The sequence below is a fragment of the Algoriphagus sp. TR-M9 genome (assembly GCF_027594545.1).
GTDB lineage: Bacteria > Bacteroidota > Bacteroidia > Cytophagales > Cyclobacteriaceae > Algoriphagus > Algoriphagus halophytocola.
The window spans coordinates 1,011,746-1,028,250 of record NZ_CP115160.1 but is presented as its reverse complement, the minus strand read 5'-3'; the positions used below and the strand labels follow the sequence as shown (position 1 = coordinate 1,028,250).

General features: G+C 42.5%; 13 protein-coding genes. 8 read left to right on the top strand and 5 right to left on the bottom strand.

The genetic code is table 11. The features are described 5' to 3' along the window. Window positions 1-9: 9 nt before the first annotated feature. Window positions 10-1,491 carry a proline--tRNA ligase gene (gene proS / locus PBT90_RS04645; RefSeq protein ID WP_264809230.1) on the bottom strand — a complete coding sequence of 494 codons (1,482 nt, stop codon included), beginning with the start codon at window positions 1,489-1,491 and terminating at the stop codon, window positions 10-12. A gap of 122 nt (window positions 1,492-1,613) precedes the next feature. On the opposite strand from proS, the gene PBT90_RS04640 reads away from it, so the two are divergent. Next, the gene (locus PBT90_RS04640) at window positions 1,614-2,909 is read left to right on the top strand and encodes a DUF5320 domain-containing protein (RefSeq protein WP_270131821.1); all 1,296 of its coding nucleotides are present in this window, start codon (window positions 1,614-1,616) and stop codon (window positions 2,907-2,909) included. A 75-nt stretch (window positions 2,910-2,984) separates the two neighbouring features. Then, window positions 2,985-4,496: an OmpP1/FadL family transporter gene (locus tag PBT90_RS04635; protein WP_264809228.1), complete on the top strand. Its 1,512-nt coding sequence runs from the start codon at window positions 2,985-2,987 to the stop codon at window positions 4,494-4,496. Here PBT90_RS04635 and PBT90_RS04630 read toward each other — a convergent pair. From PBT90_RS04630 to PBT90_RS04620, 3 genes are read right to left on the bottom strand one after another with little or no spacing between them, the layout of a single operon-like run. Then, window positions 4,486-5,016 (bottom strand): shikimate kinase, encoded by a 531-nt coding sequence (locus PBT90_RS04630; RefSeq protein ID WP_264809227.1) that lies wholly within the window; start codon window positions 5,014-5,016, stop codon window positions 4,486-4,488. The genes PBT90_RS04635 and PBT90_RS04630 overlap by 11 nt on opposite strands. Beyond that, on the bottom strand, window positions 5,017-6,117 hold the full coding sequence (locus tag PBT90_RS04625; protein WP_264809226.1) for a BT_3928 family protein: 1,101 nt from the start codon (window positions 6,115-6,117) through the stop codon (window positions 5,017-5,019). Further along, window positions 6,110-6,655: a DUF1599 domain-containing protein gene (locus PBT90_RS04620; RefSeq protein ID WP_264809225.1), complete on the bottom strand. Its 546-nt coding sequence runs from the start codon at window positions 6,653-6,655 to the stop codon at window positions 6,110-6,112. Before PBT90_RS04620 ends, PBT90_RS04625 begins: the two co-directional genes overlap by 8 nt. A 123-nt stretch (window positions 6,656-6,778) precedes the next feature. On the opposite strand from PBT90_RS04620, the gene folP reads away from it, so the two are divergent. From folP to PBT90_RS04605, 3 genes are all read left to right on the top strand, one after another. Next, window positions 6,779-7,555, top strand: coding sequence for a dihydropteroate synthase (gene folP / locus PBT90_RS04615; protein WP_333482158.1), 777 nt, complete (start codon window positions 6,779-6,781; stop codon window positions 7,553-7,555). After that, window positions 7,552-8,433 carry a diadenylate cyclase CdaA gene (gene cdaA / locus PBT90_RS04610; protein ID WP_264809223.1) on the top strand — a complete coding sequence of 294 codons (882 nt, stop codon included), beginning with the start codon at window positions 7,552-7,554 and terminating at the stop codon, window positions 8,431-8,433. Before folP ends, cdaA begins: the two co-directional genes overlap by 4 nt. Before the next feature lie 325 nt (window positions 8,434-8,758). After that, window positions 8,759-9,481, top strand: a complete 723-nt coding sequence (locus PBT90_RS04605; protein ID WP_264809222.1) for a DUF5715 family protein — start codon at window positions 8,759-8,761, stop codon at window positions 9,479-9,481. Between the two features lie 129 nt (window positions 9,482-9,610). On the opposite strand, the gene kbl is transcribed toward PBT90_RS04605, so the two are convergent. Continuing rightward, window positions 9,611-10,807, bottom strand: coding sequence for a glycine C-acetyltransferase (gene kbl / locus PBT90_RS04600; RefSeq protein WP_270131816.1), 1,197 nt, complete (start codon window positions 10,805-10,807; stop codon window positions 9,611-9,613). Window positions 10,808-10,961: 154 nt separating this feature from the next. On the opposite strand from kbl, the gene PBT90_RS04595 reads away from it, so the two are divergent. From PBT90_RS04595 to PBT90_RS04585, 3 genes are all read left to right on the top strand, one after another. After that, a complete protein-coding gene (locus PBT90_RS04595) occupies window positions 10,962-11,909 on the top strand; it encodes an NAD-dependent epimerase/dehydratase family protein (RefSeq protein WP_264809220.1) in 948 nt (315 codons plus the stop codon). A 253-nt stretch (window positions 11,910-12,162) separates the two neighbouring features. Next, window positions 12,163-14,901, top strand: a complete 2,739-nt coding sequence (locus tag PBT90_RS04590; protein ID WP_264809219.1) for a DUF1553 domain-containing protein — start codon at window positions 12,163-12,165, stop codon at window positions 14,899-14,901. Window positions 14,902-14,994: 93 nt separating this feature from the next. Further along, window positions 14,995-16,500 carry a DUF1501 domain-containing protein gene (locus tag PBT90_RS04585; RefSeq protein ID WP_264809218.1) on the top strand — a complete coding sequence of 502 codons (1,506 nt, stop codon included), beginning with the start codon at window positions 14,995-14,997 and terminating at the stop codon, window positions 16,498-16,500. Window positions 16,501-16,505 lie beyond the last annotated feature (5 nt).

Below are 16,505 nucleotides of genomic sequence, written 5' to 3'. Positions count from 1 at the left end.
GGTTTAAATTCAATAAGCTTTAGCGAATAGCACTCTACCTGTCGAAGGTTTGCCGGAGAACACACAAACTCCAGCCTCCTCTTTCTGATCAAGTGGAATACACCTTATGGTGGCTTTGGTCAGTTCTTTCACCTTTTCTTCGGTTTCTGCTGTTCCGTCCCAATGTGCTGAAATAAAACCACCTTTGCTCTCCAGTACTTCCTCAAATTCTTCCCATGAATTGACTTCGGTAGTCATTTCTCCTTTAAAATCAAATGCTTTAGAATAAATACTAGTCTGGATTTCATCCAAAAGTTGTACAAATTTCTCAGAAATAGGCTGAGATGAAAGCTCAAATTGCTCCTTGGTCAAAGTATCTCTTCTAGCGATCTCTATGGTGCCATTTTCCAAATCCCTTGGACCAATGGCGATTCTCAGTGGAACCCCTTTCAGTTCGTACTCCGCAAATTTAAAACCTGGCTTGTGGGTATCCCTATTGTCATATTTGACAGAAATGCCCGCTTTCCTTAACTCTGCCATGATTTCATTGGCTTTCTCAGAGATCGCCTCGAATTCCTCGTCTTTTCGGTAAATCGGCACTATCACCACTTGGATAGGTGCCAATTTCGGAGGTAGGACTAAACCGTTATCATCCGAATGCGCCATGATCAAAGCGCCCATCAAACGTGTAGAAACTCCCCATGAAGTCCCCCACACATGTTCCAGACCTCCTTCTTTGGTAGCGAATTTCACATCGAACGCCTTCGCAAAATTTTGTCCCAAAAAGTGCGAAGTTCCTGCTTGTAGGGCTTTGCCATCCTGCATCATTGCCTCTATACACAAGGTATCATCTGCCCCTGCAAACCGCTCTGATTCTGTCTTTCTTCCTTTGACTACAGGCAATGCCATAAAGTCCTCAGCAAACTGGGCATAGACATTCATCATCTGAAGCGTTTCTGCCTTGGCTTCCTTTTCAGTGGCATGAGCAGTATGTCCTTCTTGCCAAAGGAATTCTGCAGTTCTCAGGAAAAGCCGAGTCCGCATTTCCCACCTAACCACATTGGCCCACTGGTTCACCAAAAGTGGTAAATCTCTGTAGGATTGAATCCAATTTTTATAAGTACTCCAGATCACCGTTTCGGAAGTAGGACGAACGATCAGTTCCTCTTCCAGTTTGGCTTCCGGATCTACGATAACACCACTGCCATCCTCTGCATTTTTCAATCTGTAATGAGTGACCACTGCACATTCTTTGGCAAAGCCTTCCACGTGTGATGCTTCTTTACTGAGGTATGATTTCGGAATAAAAAGTGGAAAATAGGCGTTGGTATGGCCAGTTTCCTTAAACATCCTATCCAATTCAGCCTGCATTTTTTCCCAGATAGAATATCCGTATGGCTTGATCACCATACAGCCTCTCACTGCGGAATTTTCAGCTAAATCAGCTTTTTTTACTAACTCATTGTACCAAAGGGAATAATCTTCGCTTCTTTTAGGTAGTCCTTTACTCATTGTGTTTGATTCGGATACAGATTATGGTTATTTTTGCTAACTTATGCGGGGCAAATATAAAGCAAAAAGAATAACCCTTCACCCAAAGGCTCGTATAAGAAAGTAACAATTAAACTTCTACTATGAAGAATTTCCCGATCCAAACATCATCTTTAATCTTAGGAGCACTAGTCCTAGCTTCCTGTAGCTCAAGCCAAATGGCTTCTACCGGAACTGAAGACAACCTGTACTTCATGGCTTCTGATGCAAAAGTAGCCACTGAATTTGCAGTGCAAAACAATACTCCTGAGCAGTTTCAAAGTCTTTCTACAACTGAAACTGAAGCTATCCCACAGGAAAGTTTCAGTTCCAGAAATGTGAACCCTGACTACATATCCCGATATCAATCAGAAGATACCCCCCAAGAAAATGAGGTGGTATATTTTGATGAAAATGTAGCTGAAGAAAGCAGCCCAGATATTAATGTTTACAACAATTATTCTGTAGGGTCATCTGGATACAACTCAGGATTCAACCCGAATTTTGCCTTCAACATGGGAATGATGTACGGCATGTCCCCATGGGGAATGGGTGGTTTCTATGATCCTTTCTGGGGTCCTGGTTTTGGCTTTAGACCTGGATTCAGTATCAATATTGGATTTGGTTTTGGAGTCGGTTACCCTATGTATAGACCAGGTTTCGGATATGGTGGATTTTATGATCCTTTCTGGGGACCTAGCTATGCATTTGGTGGATACCCTGGATATGGATTTGGTTACCCTGGATACGGATACGGAAGACCTATCTATGTTCTTCCTGGCGGTGAGTATGGAGATAGAAGAATCGTAAGCGGAGCAAGACCTACAAGAGGTTCATCCCTTGCAGCTAGAAACAATGTAGGTACAAGCTCTGTGCTTCAACCTAATACAGCTAGAGCTCAAGCCAGAAGAGAAGCGATGTCATCTGGCAATTCTAGAAGACTGGTATCCAACTCTTCCAATTCAAGAGTTTCTGCGCGTGACTTTGGATCATCTCAAAATGATTACTATAGCACTAGAGCTAGACAAAGTAGTACTAGAAATGTAAACTCAGCTGCTATGGATAGACCAGTTTCCAGAACCAGAAGTGCAATGCCTTCAGCTAGACCTAGCTATAACAACAGTAACGTAAGGTCTATTAACAGCAATAGAAATTCGGTAAACAGATCAACTAATCCTTCTACTTACAGAAGATCAGCAAGTCCTTCTTACAACACCAGAGGTACGAGATCTGTATCACCATCTTACAACAGAACCAATACGAGAACCGTGGCACCTACACGGACCACATCACCTACTCGAAGTAGCTCACCAAGTTACACACCAAGCAGAAGCTCTGGTTCTTCTGGTGGAGCTTCGAGAGTAAGCTCTGGAGGATCTAGAGGAGGAAGGGGAAATTAATTCCCCTTTTTTTTTGCGCTCTTTAACACCTTTGCGGTTTTACTCCGTTAATTAACTACATCAAAAAAAATCTAAATGAGATCACCCATTCTGGTTGTGACACTTGTATTGGTGTCAATTTCAAGTTCATTTGCCCAAAGCGGCTATTTTGAAGATGCTTACCGGTTTAGCCATGTGCTCCAACCTGGATCAGCTCGGATCATGGGCGTGGGTGGCACCCAATGGTCTTTAGGCGGTGATGTATCCAATGTAGCGGGCAATCCCGCTGGGCTTGGATTCTTCAGAAGCTCCGAAGCAAGTATTACGGCAGGCTATACGGACTGGGGAGTAGAAACCGACTATCTGAACCAATCAAAAAACTATAATACTACCAACTTCTCGCTTCCGAATCTGAGTTTTGTAATGGCTAATCCAAGAAGTGAGTTTGATCGAGGTTCATTCAAAGGAGGAGCTTTCGGCATCAGTATTCAGAGAATCGCCAATTTCAATACGGAATATGGATATTACGCTGATACCCCAGGAGGAACTTCTATTATTGACTTTTACCTTCAAGACGCCAATGGCGTTCCCGAAACTCAGATTTCTTCCTACGGCTTGACAGGATTGGCCTATGATACCTATCAAATCAATCCAATTGTTTTTGATGAAAACGGAGATCCAATTGCAAACCCCAATACCTACGATTCCTTTGTACTGGGATTGCCCTTTCAGGATGAGAACATCACTCAAGAGGGGAGTTCCAGTCAGATAAATTTTAGCTATGGGGCGAACTTCAATTATAAACTATTTATAGGTGGTTCGGTTGGGATCAGAACTTTGGACTTTTCCTCTAGGAAAATTTACAATGAGGAATTTCCTGAAGATCCACTTATTTCTTCCTCCTTGCAGGAAAATCTATTCATTAGCGGCAGCGGTATTAATTTAAACCTAGGCGTTATCTATAAACCTATTGATTATCTGAATCTTGGTTTCACCTTCCAATCCCCTACTTGGTATGCGCTCAATGATGAGTATGATGCAGCGATTTTTACCGATTATGACAATTACTACTTTGAGCAGGAAGATGTCACACTCGGTCAGGAAGATGCCTTCACAGACATTATTCTAAGCTCATACAATCTCAATACCCCGCTGAAAATCGGCGGTGGAGCCACGGTATTTTTAGGAAAGAATGGTTTTCTATCAGCTGATGTGGATTGGTTGGATTACAGCACAGCAAATTTATCTTCCAGGGACTTCGATGAGGGACCGGACAATATGGCCATTGAACAGCTATATACCAGCACGATCAATTTCCGATTTGGAGGAGAATACAGGTTCAATAATTTCAGGATACGAGGCGGATATGGATTTTATGGAGATCCGATCGCCAATTCAGACTATGATCGCAGCACGCAGCAAATCTCCGGAGGCGTGGGGGTAAAACTGAACAAATTCAACATTGATTTTGCTTTGGTCAACCAGAAGTTCAGTACGCTTTATAGCAGTTATCAAGTACTGGATGGACAAGGCAACAACATTGGACCGGTCACTGAAATTAACAACAACTTGATCAATGGCTTACTGACTGTAGGTTTTAGCTTTTAAAAGTCCGAATCAATTCAGATACCAACAGCTCAGCGGAAAAGTCTTCTCCGCTGAGTTTTATTTTTGCCTGATTATAAAAATAATCCCGATCTACCAGCAAACTCTTTAATTTCAACGTGATTTCTCCCTGATCCATATTTTTAAACATGGGGCGCACGTTGGCTTTGGAAGCTCTCAAGCGAGCCGAAATCTCATCTAAAGGAACATCCAGGTATACCGAAGTGGCTTGCTCATTGATCAGGTCCATATTATCATTGAAACAGGGACATCCCCCACCGGAAGCCAGCACATAGGCCTCAGATTTTGATAGAATGTTTTTAAGTGTAGCCGTCTCCCATTCTCTGAATTTACCTTCTCCAAAATGAGAGAAAATCTCAGAGATTTTCATGGAATAATTCAATTCTATCAGCTGATCCAGATCATAGAAAGGCAGGTTCAATTGCTTCGCCAATTGTACTCCAAAAGTACTTTTACCTGACCCTGGAAGGCCCACCAATACTATTTTAAGAAATTTCCCCATTTACCTTATCAAAAGATCTACCACTTCACCCGCCTCTGGAGTATTGTTGTGATGATACTTTGCGAGCACTTCTCCATCCTGTAGCACCATCAATCCCGGATTTGATCTGATCATCGTTTTCACTACCGTGGCATCCGCTTGCAGGGCTAGCATGTCCCATCCTTGCGCTTGCATCAGATTTGCAATTTCTACCTGAGAGGCAGCAGCGAGCAAGACAGGCTGTACAGGTGAGCCTTTCAATGCGCTGACCAATTGATCGATTTGACCAAGGTGATCAGTACTCATTTTGCTCATATTACTTACCAAAATCAATACCTTATTTCCCGTAAACACCTCCTCAGAAAAATCCCCCTCATCATTCCAAGCAGCAAAGTCTGAGATCTTTGGCAGTGCCTCGGGGTTTTTCAGGTTCATTTCTACAAATTCCAAACTTTCATCTGAAGGATACTGGTCAAATATTTGAATATCATCACCCTTTTTCATGACATAAGAATACTGCAATGGAGATGAAGGCTGCATGTTTTTCGGTATGTTCACACCTACTTTATAAGCCCGAAAGTCTATAAAAGGCAGGTTACGAACGGCCACTATTGCGAGGACGAAGGATAAAATCAATACAGATAATGTTACACCTTTTGCCCCTTTGGGCGAACTTTTTGGGAGGTCGGCTTGGAAGAGAAACAGAATGGCAATCAGAACCAAAAGAATCAAATCTTTATAAAATGATTCCCAAGGCGTAAGTTTGATCGCATCTCCGAAACAGCCACAATCCGTGACTTTATTGAAATAGGCAGAATAGAAAGTAAGAAAGGTGAAAAACAAAATCATCAAGCTCAAAGCCCATACGGTAAACTTACTCCGAACCCCAAGGATCAGCATCACTCCCAGCACTACTTCAACGACCACCAAGAATATCCCTAACTCCAGTGCAATTGGTTTTAAATAGGAAAAGAAACCAGCTATATCTGTGGAGAAAACATCTAAATACTCCTCTAGCTTGATGGAAGTCCCTACCGGGTCATTCACTTTTATCAGTCCAGAAAAAATAAACAATCCGCCTACCAGAAAACGGATCACCCATAAAAACCCTTGCTTAATCATGATATCCTAGTTTTATCAAACAAAATACAGCGTAATTGATCATATCCTGATAGTTGGCTTCAATACCTTCTGAGACCAAGGTCTGTCCATGATTATTTTCAATCTGCTTAGTTCTCAATAATTTCATCAAAATAATATCGGTCATAGAACTCACCCGCATGTCCCGCCAGGCCTCTCCGTAATCGTGGTTTTTATTTTCGAGTAAGCCACGGGTCTCATTTACCCAGTGATCGTAGGCAGGCTCTAATTCCTCAAAGGGAATCTCCATCCGCTCATCCTCTGCCAGCCTGATTTGCAAAAGTGCTATCAGGCAATAATTAATAATCCCTACAAAATCATCCTCAATCGGATCGCTGACCTTCTGATTTCCCTTTTCCTGAATAGATCTAATCCTTTGGGCTTTGATAAAAATCTGGTCAGTAATGGATGAAAGTCGGAAAATTCTCCATGAAGTACCATAATCAATAGTCTTCTTACGAAAAAGTTCTTTACAACGGCTAATAACTTCCTTATATTCGTTACTCGTTTGCGTCTCCAATAGTATTTCTAATTAATGTTTTCTTTTCCGGGCCAATCTTCTAAGATCGAAGATAAATTATTTCCCCAAAAATCAACCACCAAAATCAATGGACGGCTGATTCTTTGGGACCAACCTCAGCTCATGGGGATTGTAAATCTAACTCCCGATTCCTTCTTTGAAGGAAACAGAACCGATAAATCAGCTGACAAATTAGCCATATTAATTAGGAAACACATTACCGAAGGCGCAAGTATTCTTGACTTAGGAGGCTATAGTTCTAGGCCTGGAGCGGCAGAAGTAAGTGAGCAAGAAGAGCTTGACAGATTGATGCCAGCAGTAGAGTACATCACCAAAAATCATCCTGAGTGCATCATTTCCATAGACACTTTCAGATCAAAAGTAGCCAAGGAAACCATAAAAGCCGGTGCGCATCTCATCAATGACATTTCCGCGGGTGACTTAGATCCAGAAATAATCACCACCATTGCCGAACTGCAAGTACCTTATATTGCCATGCATATGCGGGGAAATCCGAAGACTATGCAGAAAAAAACGAATTATTCTGATATTCTGGGAGAAATATTGTATTATTTCGCTGAAAAAGTGGAACAATTCAAAAAGTTTGGCATCAATGATGTAATCATAGATCCTGGCTTTGGATTTGCGAAAACCTTGGAGCAAAACTATTTCCTACTAAGGAACCTTCATCACTTTCGGTCACTATCTATGCCTGTGCTGGTCGGAGTATCACGAAAATCCATGATTTCGAGAGCACTGGATATTGAAGCTGATTCTGCCCTAAACGGCAGCACTGCCTTACACATGTTTGCACTATGCCAAGGCGCAAACATACTTAGAGTTCATGACGTTAAAGAAGCAAACGAAACATTAAAACTATATCAAACAATTTACCCTTGAGTTTACTTTTCAAAATAGGCTTTTTAGACATTTCCATTGTCAATATGATCGATATTGCATTGGTAGCGGCCCTATTGTATCAGATATACAAGCTGCTGAAAGGAAGTGTAGCCATCAAAATATTTTTAGGATTTCTATCCATTTACCTGATTTACCTTCTAGTACGGGCATTGAGAATGGAATTGCTCTCCTCGATCTTAGGGCAATTCATGGGAGTAGGTGTCATCGCCGCCATTATCATCTTTGCTCCGGAAATCAGAAAATTCCTCCTGCTGATCGGCAGATCTTCCCTGCTCTCCGATGACAATATGTGGAAGGACCTTTTGTTTTTCTGGCGAAAGAAGGATAATGCTATCTTTAACATCAGTCCTATTATAGATGCATCAAAAACTTTAGCAGGAAGCAATACAGGTGCTTTGATGGTGATTTCTAAAAGCACTGAACTGAAGTTTTATGCAGAAAGCGGTGACATCCTAGATGCTGAACTTTCCAAAAGATTATTGATTTCCATTTTTAACAAATACAGTCCTCTACACGATGGAGCCGTGATCATTCACAATGGTAAAATCAAAGCGGCTAGATGTATTCTTCCTGTGACTGAGCGCGAAGTTCCCGCGCAATTTGGGCTTAGGCACCGAGCTGCTATAGGCATGTCCGAAGCTACAGACGCGCTTATCCTTATCATCTCGGAGGAAACCGGTCAACTTTCCATGTCCAAAAATGGAAAGATCCTGCATAATATGTCCTTTCAGGAAATCAGGGAAACCATCAATGACTACTTGAACAATCTGGACGTAGATACCCGTTTTGACGACCTGGAAGAGCATGAACTCAACAAGCGCAGGAAATTGGCAATGACTAAAAAATCGGTCTCTTAATTGCAATAACTATAAAACTGTCCCCCTATTTTCTTATCGTAAAAGTTTGATCCTCCAAGATTAAATGGTTTACTGTATACTATTTGCGCCATTAATACGTCATTACTTTCATACCGAATAAAAAGTAAGGCAATACCTCTTACCATATTAATTGACCCTATTTGAAATCTCATTTGGGATTTGACTTAAAAAAACAGAAGTTGCGATTACTTACCCAACCATGCAGTTCACAAAAAACATAAGCTCTTAATTCAAGTTAAACGGCCTAACCCTTGCTTAAACACAACCTTACCCCCTTAAAAGACTAAAAAAGTACTCATTCCCTATGAAGAAACCTTCTTTATTTCACTTTGTCGCTATTTTCGTACTTTTCTCGGCGGGTGCATTCGCTGCTCAAGCTTACATCCCAGAATTGAAGCAGCAATTAAAAGAAACTTACAACGCTTTGCTAAGCACCTCAAATCCGCTGGAGAAACCAGAACAACCTGAACCTATAAAGGTAGAAAAACCAGAACCTAGAGTCATCCCTCCCGTACCGGAAAATCTGATCACAAAGGAATATGATAAACACCTATTTGCTGCAGAGCATAATGGAATAGGTCTGATAGAAAGTGATGAGCATTTCAATAATCTTATAGAGGAAGAAAAACTGGTACACATCAGCAAAGGCAACGGATATGAAGTGATGCGTCTCACGCATAGTCACCCCTACATCACGCCCTACTCCAAAACTGTCTTGGAAGAACTCGGAGTAGCGTTCCAAACCTTAACCGAAAAAGAAAGCTTTTTCACCTTGACTTCAGTGACCCGAACCCCAGCGCAACAAAAAAGCCTAAGAAAGAGAAATAGAAATGCTACTTCCGGTGTCAGCTCCCACTCCTATGGAGTATCTTTTGACATTTCTTACATTAGATTTAATGGAAAGAAAAGCTGGAACCGAAAGAATCAAAAGAAGCTTGAGAAAATCCTCAAAGAGTTTGAAAAAGCAGGCAAAATCTTCTTCATTAAAGAAAGAAAGCAAAGCTGCTACCATGTAACTGTACGATAAATCTTAAGATTTATTTTCAAACACAATATTAAAAAAGCCGGGAATCTAGAATAGAAACCCGGCTTTTCTGCGTCGGACACCTAAAATCGGACATCCAAGTAATATCAGTCTTCCTTCCGATAAACTATTTTACTCAATCACTCCCAATTCCTTACCCACTTCAGTGAAAGCTTCAATTGCCTGATCCAAATGCGCTTTGTCATGACCTGCCGAGATCTGAACACGGATTCTCGCCTGGCCTTTGGGAACTACCGGATAATAGAATCCAATTACATAGACACCTTTTTCCAGTAACTTTTCCGCCATTTTCTGGGATAGCACTGCATCATACAGCATGATCGGAACAATGGCATGCTCGCCTGGCTTGATATCAAATCCTGCAGCGGTCATTTTCTCTCGGAAATACTTGGTGTTTTCCTCCAATTTATCCCTCAACTCGGTAGTCTCAGAAAGCAAATCAAATACAGCTATCGAAGCACCTGTGATCGATGGTGCTAAAGTATTTGAGAACAAATATGGTCTGGAACGCTGGCGAAGTAATTCTACAATCTCTTTTCTTCCGGAAGTAAATCCTCCGGACGCACCCCCAAGGGCTTTTCCTAGCGTACCAGTGATAATGTCAATCTTGCCCATTACACCACAATGCTCGTGTACACCACGGCCAGTTTTACCCATGAAACCTGTGGAGTGACATTCGTCAGTCATCACTAGTGCTTCATATTTCTCCGCCAATTCCACAATCTTATCTAATTGTGCAATGGTCCCGTCCATGGAGAAAACTCCATCGGTTACGATGATTTTTTGCTTAGCACCTTTAGCAATAGCATCCTTCAGCTGAGTTTCCAGATCAGCCATATCATTATGCTGGTATCTGAAACGCATTGCCTTACAAAGACGAACCCCATCAATGATAGATGCATGATTCAACGCATCCGAGATAATTGCATCTTCTGGCCCAAGAAGTGGTTCAAAAACCCCTCCGTTTGCATCAAAAGCCGCAGCATAAAGTATGGTGTCTTCGGTGCCCAAGAATTCAGATATTTTTTTCTCCAACTCTTTATGAATATCCTGCGTGCCACAAATAAAACGTACCGATGACATCCCAAAACCATGCGAGTCAATCGCTGCTTTCGCCGCATCGATTACTTTTGGATGAGAGGAAAGTCCCAGGTAATTGTTCGCACAAAAATTCAAAACTTTCTGTCCACCGGCGATGGTGATTTCTGCTGATTGTGGTGAGGTGATAACACGCTCTTTTTTGAAAAGGCCGGCTTCTTCTATTCCATTTAATTCCTCTTGTAATTTGGGTCTGAACTGATCGTACATGATAGCTAGTTGATTTTGTGTTGTTCAAAAACGAATGATTCCTTTAGTCAAAACCCTGCTCTGGAAGCAGTTTTTTCTTACTTTTGCAGTCGCAAACCCAAATATAAACAAAAACCCAGAGCTCAGCTTTAGGTAGATTTTGAAAGAAAAATAAATGGAAAAAATCCTGGTAATAGGCGCCGCAGGGCAATTGGGTTCGGAACTCACTAAGTCTCTGGCAGATCAATTTGGAGCAGAACAAGTAATTGCCACAGATCTCAACGAAGCAGCAAAATCAAAATTCGACTTTTGCCGATTTCAAGTCCTCGATGTGATGGACAAAGCTGGTCTGAGAAACTTGGTGAAAAACGAAAAGATCACTCAGATTTATCATTTAGCGGCAGTTCTATCAGCTGTGGGTGAGAAAAAACCGCTATTCGCTTGGGAACTAAACATGGAAAGTTTACTTCTTGTCCTTGAGCTAGCCAAAGAATTCAACCTTAACAAAGTTTATTGGCCATCATCCATTGCGGTCTTTGGACCAAATACTCCAAAAATCAATACTCCTCAATACTGCGTCAAAGAGCCGAATACCATCTATGGTATTTCGAAGCAGGCAGGCGAAAGATGGTGTGAATACTATTTCCAGAAATTCAATGTGGACGTCAGAAGTCTGCGTTACCCTGGATTGATTGGGTACAAATCCCTTCCTGGTGGCGGCACTACAGATTACGCTGTTGACATTTACCACAAGGCTTTAGCTGGAGAAAAATTCAATTGCTTCCTACGCGAAGACAGTTCCCTTCCGATGATGTATATGCCTGATGCGATCAAAGCTACCTTAGATCTAATGAATGCCCCACGGGAATCCGTGAAAATCCGATCTAGCTATAACTTGGCTGCGATGAATTTCACTCCTAAGGAGAGTTATGAAAGCATTCTAAAACATATTCCAGACTTCAAAATCGAATACAACCCTGATTTCAGACAAGCTATTGCAGATAGCTGGCCAGATAGCATAGACGATTCCTGTGCCAGGAAAGATTGGGCTTGGCAGCACGACTATGACCTGGACGCCATGACCAAGGATATTTTGGAGAATCTCCCAAACTATAAATTCTAATCCCAACACCCTGCTCCCGCTAAAGCAGGGTGTTTGTTTTTACACTGTGTGCAAAGAGAAGCACACAAAGGTCAGGGTTCAATGCCACCCTCTTTCTGCCGCTATTGAGCCAAATCAACTGGTAGATGATATTTTTCAAATTCATTACTATTTGCGCCTATTTCGCCATCATTAGTCCTTATGCACTAATATCCGATTGATATCTTTTTAAACAATCAATTATTCATTACTTTAAGGATTCATTACTATCCAAATGAACAAGCTAAAAATCACTCTTTTTCTTACGGTTGCAGTTCTTATTACCATAGCCGGCTTTTTCTTTTTTGGAAATGAAAGAGAAGTTGACTTCAGTACCGAAATCAAACCCATCCTAAACAAGAATTGCATTACCTGCCACGGTGGTGTAAAAAAAAGCGGTGGCTTTTCGGTACTTTTTGAAGAAGAAGCCTTTGCCACTACGGAATCAGGACATGCGGCCATTATTCCCGGAGATCCTAATGGTAGTGAGCTAATTAAGCGCCTGACTTCATCTGACCCTGAATTGAGGATGCCCTATGAAAAGGAACCCCTATCACAGGATGAAATAGAACTTTTGAAGACCTGGATCAAGCAGGGAGCCAAATGGGGTAAGCACTGGGCCTACCAGGCCGTTCAAAAACCTGAGGAAATCGATACTAAACTTACCGCTGGACTTTATCCAGATGAGGACGCTGAATCGTCCATTTCCATTGATTTTTTTGTAGGCAAAAAGCTGGAAGAAATGGAGTTAAATTTTTCTCCAGAGGAAAATTCCTTGAAATTGCTTCGAAGAGCTGCGCTAGACATTACCGGTCTGCCTCCTAGTCCGGAAATCATAGAAGCTTATTCCGCCAAGGATATTACCTATGAAGAGGCAATAGACAAAATGCTGGCTGCACCCACTTATGGGGAAAAATGGGCGACTTGGTGGCTGGACATGGCGAGATATGCCGATACCAAAGGCTATGAGCGAGACCCTAACCGAACCATGTGGCCATATCGTGACTGGGTAATCCGAGCATTCAATGCTGACAAGCCTTACGATGAATTCACTATAGAGCAACTTGCTGGAGATTTACTTCCAGATCCTACCGAGGATCAACTAACAGCTACAGCTTTTCATCGCAATACCATGAACAACGATGAAGGTGGTACACAAGACGAGGAATTCCGTGTAGCGGCAGTCCTTGATAGAGTCAGCACCACCTACGAAGTATGGCAAAGTACCACCATGGCTTGCGTACAGTGCCATAGTCATACCTACGATCCGATCAGACATGAAGAATTTTATCAGTCAGCTGCATTTTTCAATAACACCCGGGACGAGGACACCAATGACGAGGAGCCTAGACTTCGCTTTTATTCACCAGAGGAAAAAACGAAAATCGAATCCATCACAGCTTGGGTCAAAGAAAACGAAGGAGTACAAGCAGCTGAAGCAAAGGAAGACTTCATGACTTTCCTGGAGCCCAAATACCCTTCGCATAGCGCGGTGGATTTCGTTAACGCTACCCTTTTGGATAGTAAATGGTTAGGGATAGAAGGTAATGGTTCTGCTTATCTGAGAAATATAAATACCCAAGGTTCCGATCAGTTGCTGATGGAATACTCTGCTGGTCTTGATGGTAGCAAAATGACTATTCGAAATGGCGGCCCTGAAGGAGAGCTACTTGCATCCTTTCCAATTGATAAAACCGGGACAATCATCCGTCCTATTCCTTTCAAACCAGTTCAAGGGAATATTGATCTGTATCTAGAAATCAAAAACCCCAACTCAAAACCAGACCAAACTGCAGCTAGATTTATATGGTTTGCCTTCGTACCCAAACTGAAAGGCGAGGACAAACCTGGTTATGCAGCTATACAAAAGAGCTGGGAAGAAATCCTGAATTTCGGAGGTACAAAGCTTCCGATTATGATTGAAAACCCGGCCTATATGGCCCGGGAAACCCGAGTTTTCGAACGGGGAAATTGGATGATGCTAGGAGACAAAGTCCAGCCCGAAACTCCAAAAGAACTCAATCCCTGGAAACCGGAATGGCCACAAAACAGACTTGGCTTTGCTTACTGGCTTACGGACAAAGAAAATCCATTAACGTCAAGAACACTTGTCAACCGTGTTTGGGATCAGCTTATGGGGAGAGGAATTGTGAGTACGCTAGAAGACATGGGAACACAATCTGACCCTCCTTCGCATCCAGAGTTATTGGATTACTTGGCTTGGAAAACCATGAATGATTACGAATGGAGCATCAAAAGCCTGATCCGTGAAATCGTAACTTCCAAAACCTACAAGCAATCGTCAGTAGTGTCTCCAGAGCTTTACACCAAAGACCCACAAAACAAATGGTATGCACGGGGTCCAAGGTTCAGATTGAGTGCGGAGCAAATTCGGGATCAAGCATTAGCAGTTTCAGGTTTGTTGAGTGACAAAATGTATGGACCAGGAGTAATGCCTGCTCAACCAGATGGCATCTGGCAAACGGTTTATAACGGTGGCACATGGACAGAAAGTCAAGGTGAGGATGCCCACCGTCGAGGTGTCTATACTTTTCTAAAAAGAACCAGCCCATATCCCTCTTTCCTTTCTTTTGACGCAGGAAGTCGGGAAGTCTGTCTCAGCAGAAGATTGGTAACCAATACACCTCTTCAGGCTTTAGTCACATTAAACGACCCTGTTTACCTTGAAGCTGCCTTTCATCTCTCTGAAGATATGCTGGCAAATGGAGGTTCCAATCCTGAGAAAGCGATCAGCTATGGCTATGAAAAAATGATTTTAACACCGATCTCTGAACCCAAGCTAGCTGCGCTGGAAACATTGCATGAGGAAGCTTTAGCTCAGTACCAAAAGAACCCTGAAGAACTTGAATCTTTCTTTGGCTGGGAAGATCAAAAAATAACCTCAAAGCAAGCCGCCATGACAGTTGTGGCAAACGCCATGCTTAATTTGGATGAATTTATAACTAAACCCTGATATGAAATCGAGCAAGAGTAAATCGTCAACTAACTGGATGAAGAATGAAAATGCAAGATTCCATCTGGCCTTTAAAAATAAAATCATAATCAGATGAAAAGCCTAGACAAAATGCTCGCTGAGTTTGCGCAGCAAAAGCTTTCCAAACAAACTAGAAGGCACTTCCTGATGGATTGCGTTTCCAAAGTAGGTGGGCTAGCTTTGGCTCCCTTGATGTTTGGTTGTGATTCGGGCTCAGCCACCGCTAGCAAAGGGCTCAATCTTACTGACAGGGATTTGAATCCACTGTCTCCCCTGCCTCCTCCATTCGGAGCTAAGGCAAAGTCAATCATATACCTCCACATGGCAGGAGCACCTTCGCAACTGGAGCTTTTTGATTACAAACCAGAACTCGTAAAATACCATAATCAGCCATGCCCTGAGTCACTGCTGGAAGGTCGGAAATTCGCCTTTATCCAAGGAACTCCTAACATTCTTGGCCCACAGGCAAATTTCGCTCAGCATGGACAATCTGGTGCCTGGATCTCCGATTACCTGCCGCATTTTTCCAAACTTGCTGATGACGTTTCTTTCATAAAGGCAGTTCATACAGATCAATTCAATCATGGTCCAGCGCAGCTTTTCATGCAAACTGGCAGTGCAAGACTTGGCAGACCGAGTTTGGGAAGCTGGGTCACTTACGGTCTGGGTACTGAAAATCAGAATCTCCCTGGCTTTGTCGTGCTTACTTCCGGTGGAAAAACTCCTGATGCAGGCAAAAGTGTGTGGGGCTCAGGATTTTTGCCTTCTGTCTATCAAGGTGTACAATGTAGATCCAAAGGAGATCCCGTATTGTACCTGGATGATCCGGAAGGAATGAGCAGAAATCTGAAGAAAAACGTCATTGAGGCAATCAATGCGGTGAATCAGGAAGAATTTAACACTTACGGAGATCCTGAGATTCTGGCAAGAATCAATCAATACGAGATGGCTTATAGAATGCAGATTGAGGTACCCGAGGTGATGGACATCAATGATGAACCTGAATCTATCCATAAACTATACGGCACCAAGCCCGGCGCAGAATCCTTCGCAAACAACTGCCTTTTGGCTAGAAAAATGGTGGAAAAAGGAGTAAGATTTGTTCAGCTATACGACTGGGGATGGGATTCGCATGGAACAGATCACGATGGCTCCATCGATATGGGACTTCGGAATAAATGCCGGGAAATAGACAGGCCGATTTCAGCTTTGCTTCTGGATTTGAAGCAAAGAGGAATGCTTGAGGATACGCTGGTTGTCTGGGGAGGTGAATTTGGAAGAACTCCTATGCAGGAAAATAGAGGTGGCAAAACTCAAGGATTTTTGGGTAGAGATCACCACGTGGATGCATTCACCATGTGGATGGCAGGCGGTGGCATCAAGCCAGGGGTGAGCTACGGGATCACAGATGATTTTGGATTTTCAGGAGTTGAGGAGAAGGTTTCTGTTCATGATATTCATGCTACCATTCTGCATTTGATGGGTTTTGACCATGAGAAATTCACCTATGATTTCCAGGGCCGACCATTCCGCTTGACTGATGTGGAAGGTGAATTAATCAATAAAATACTAGCTTAGATTTT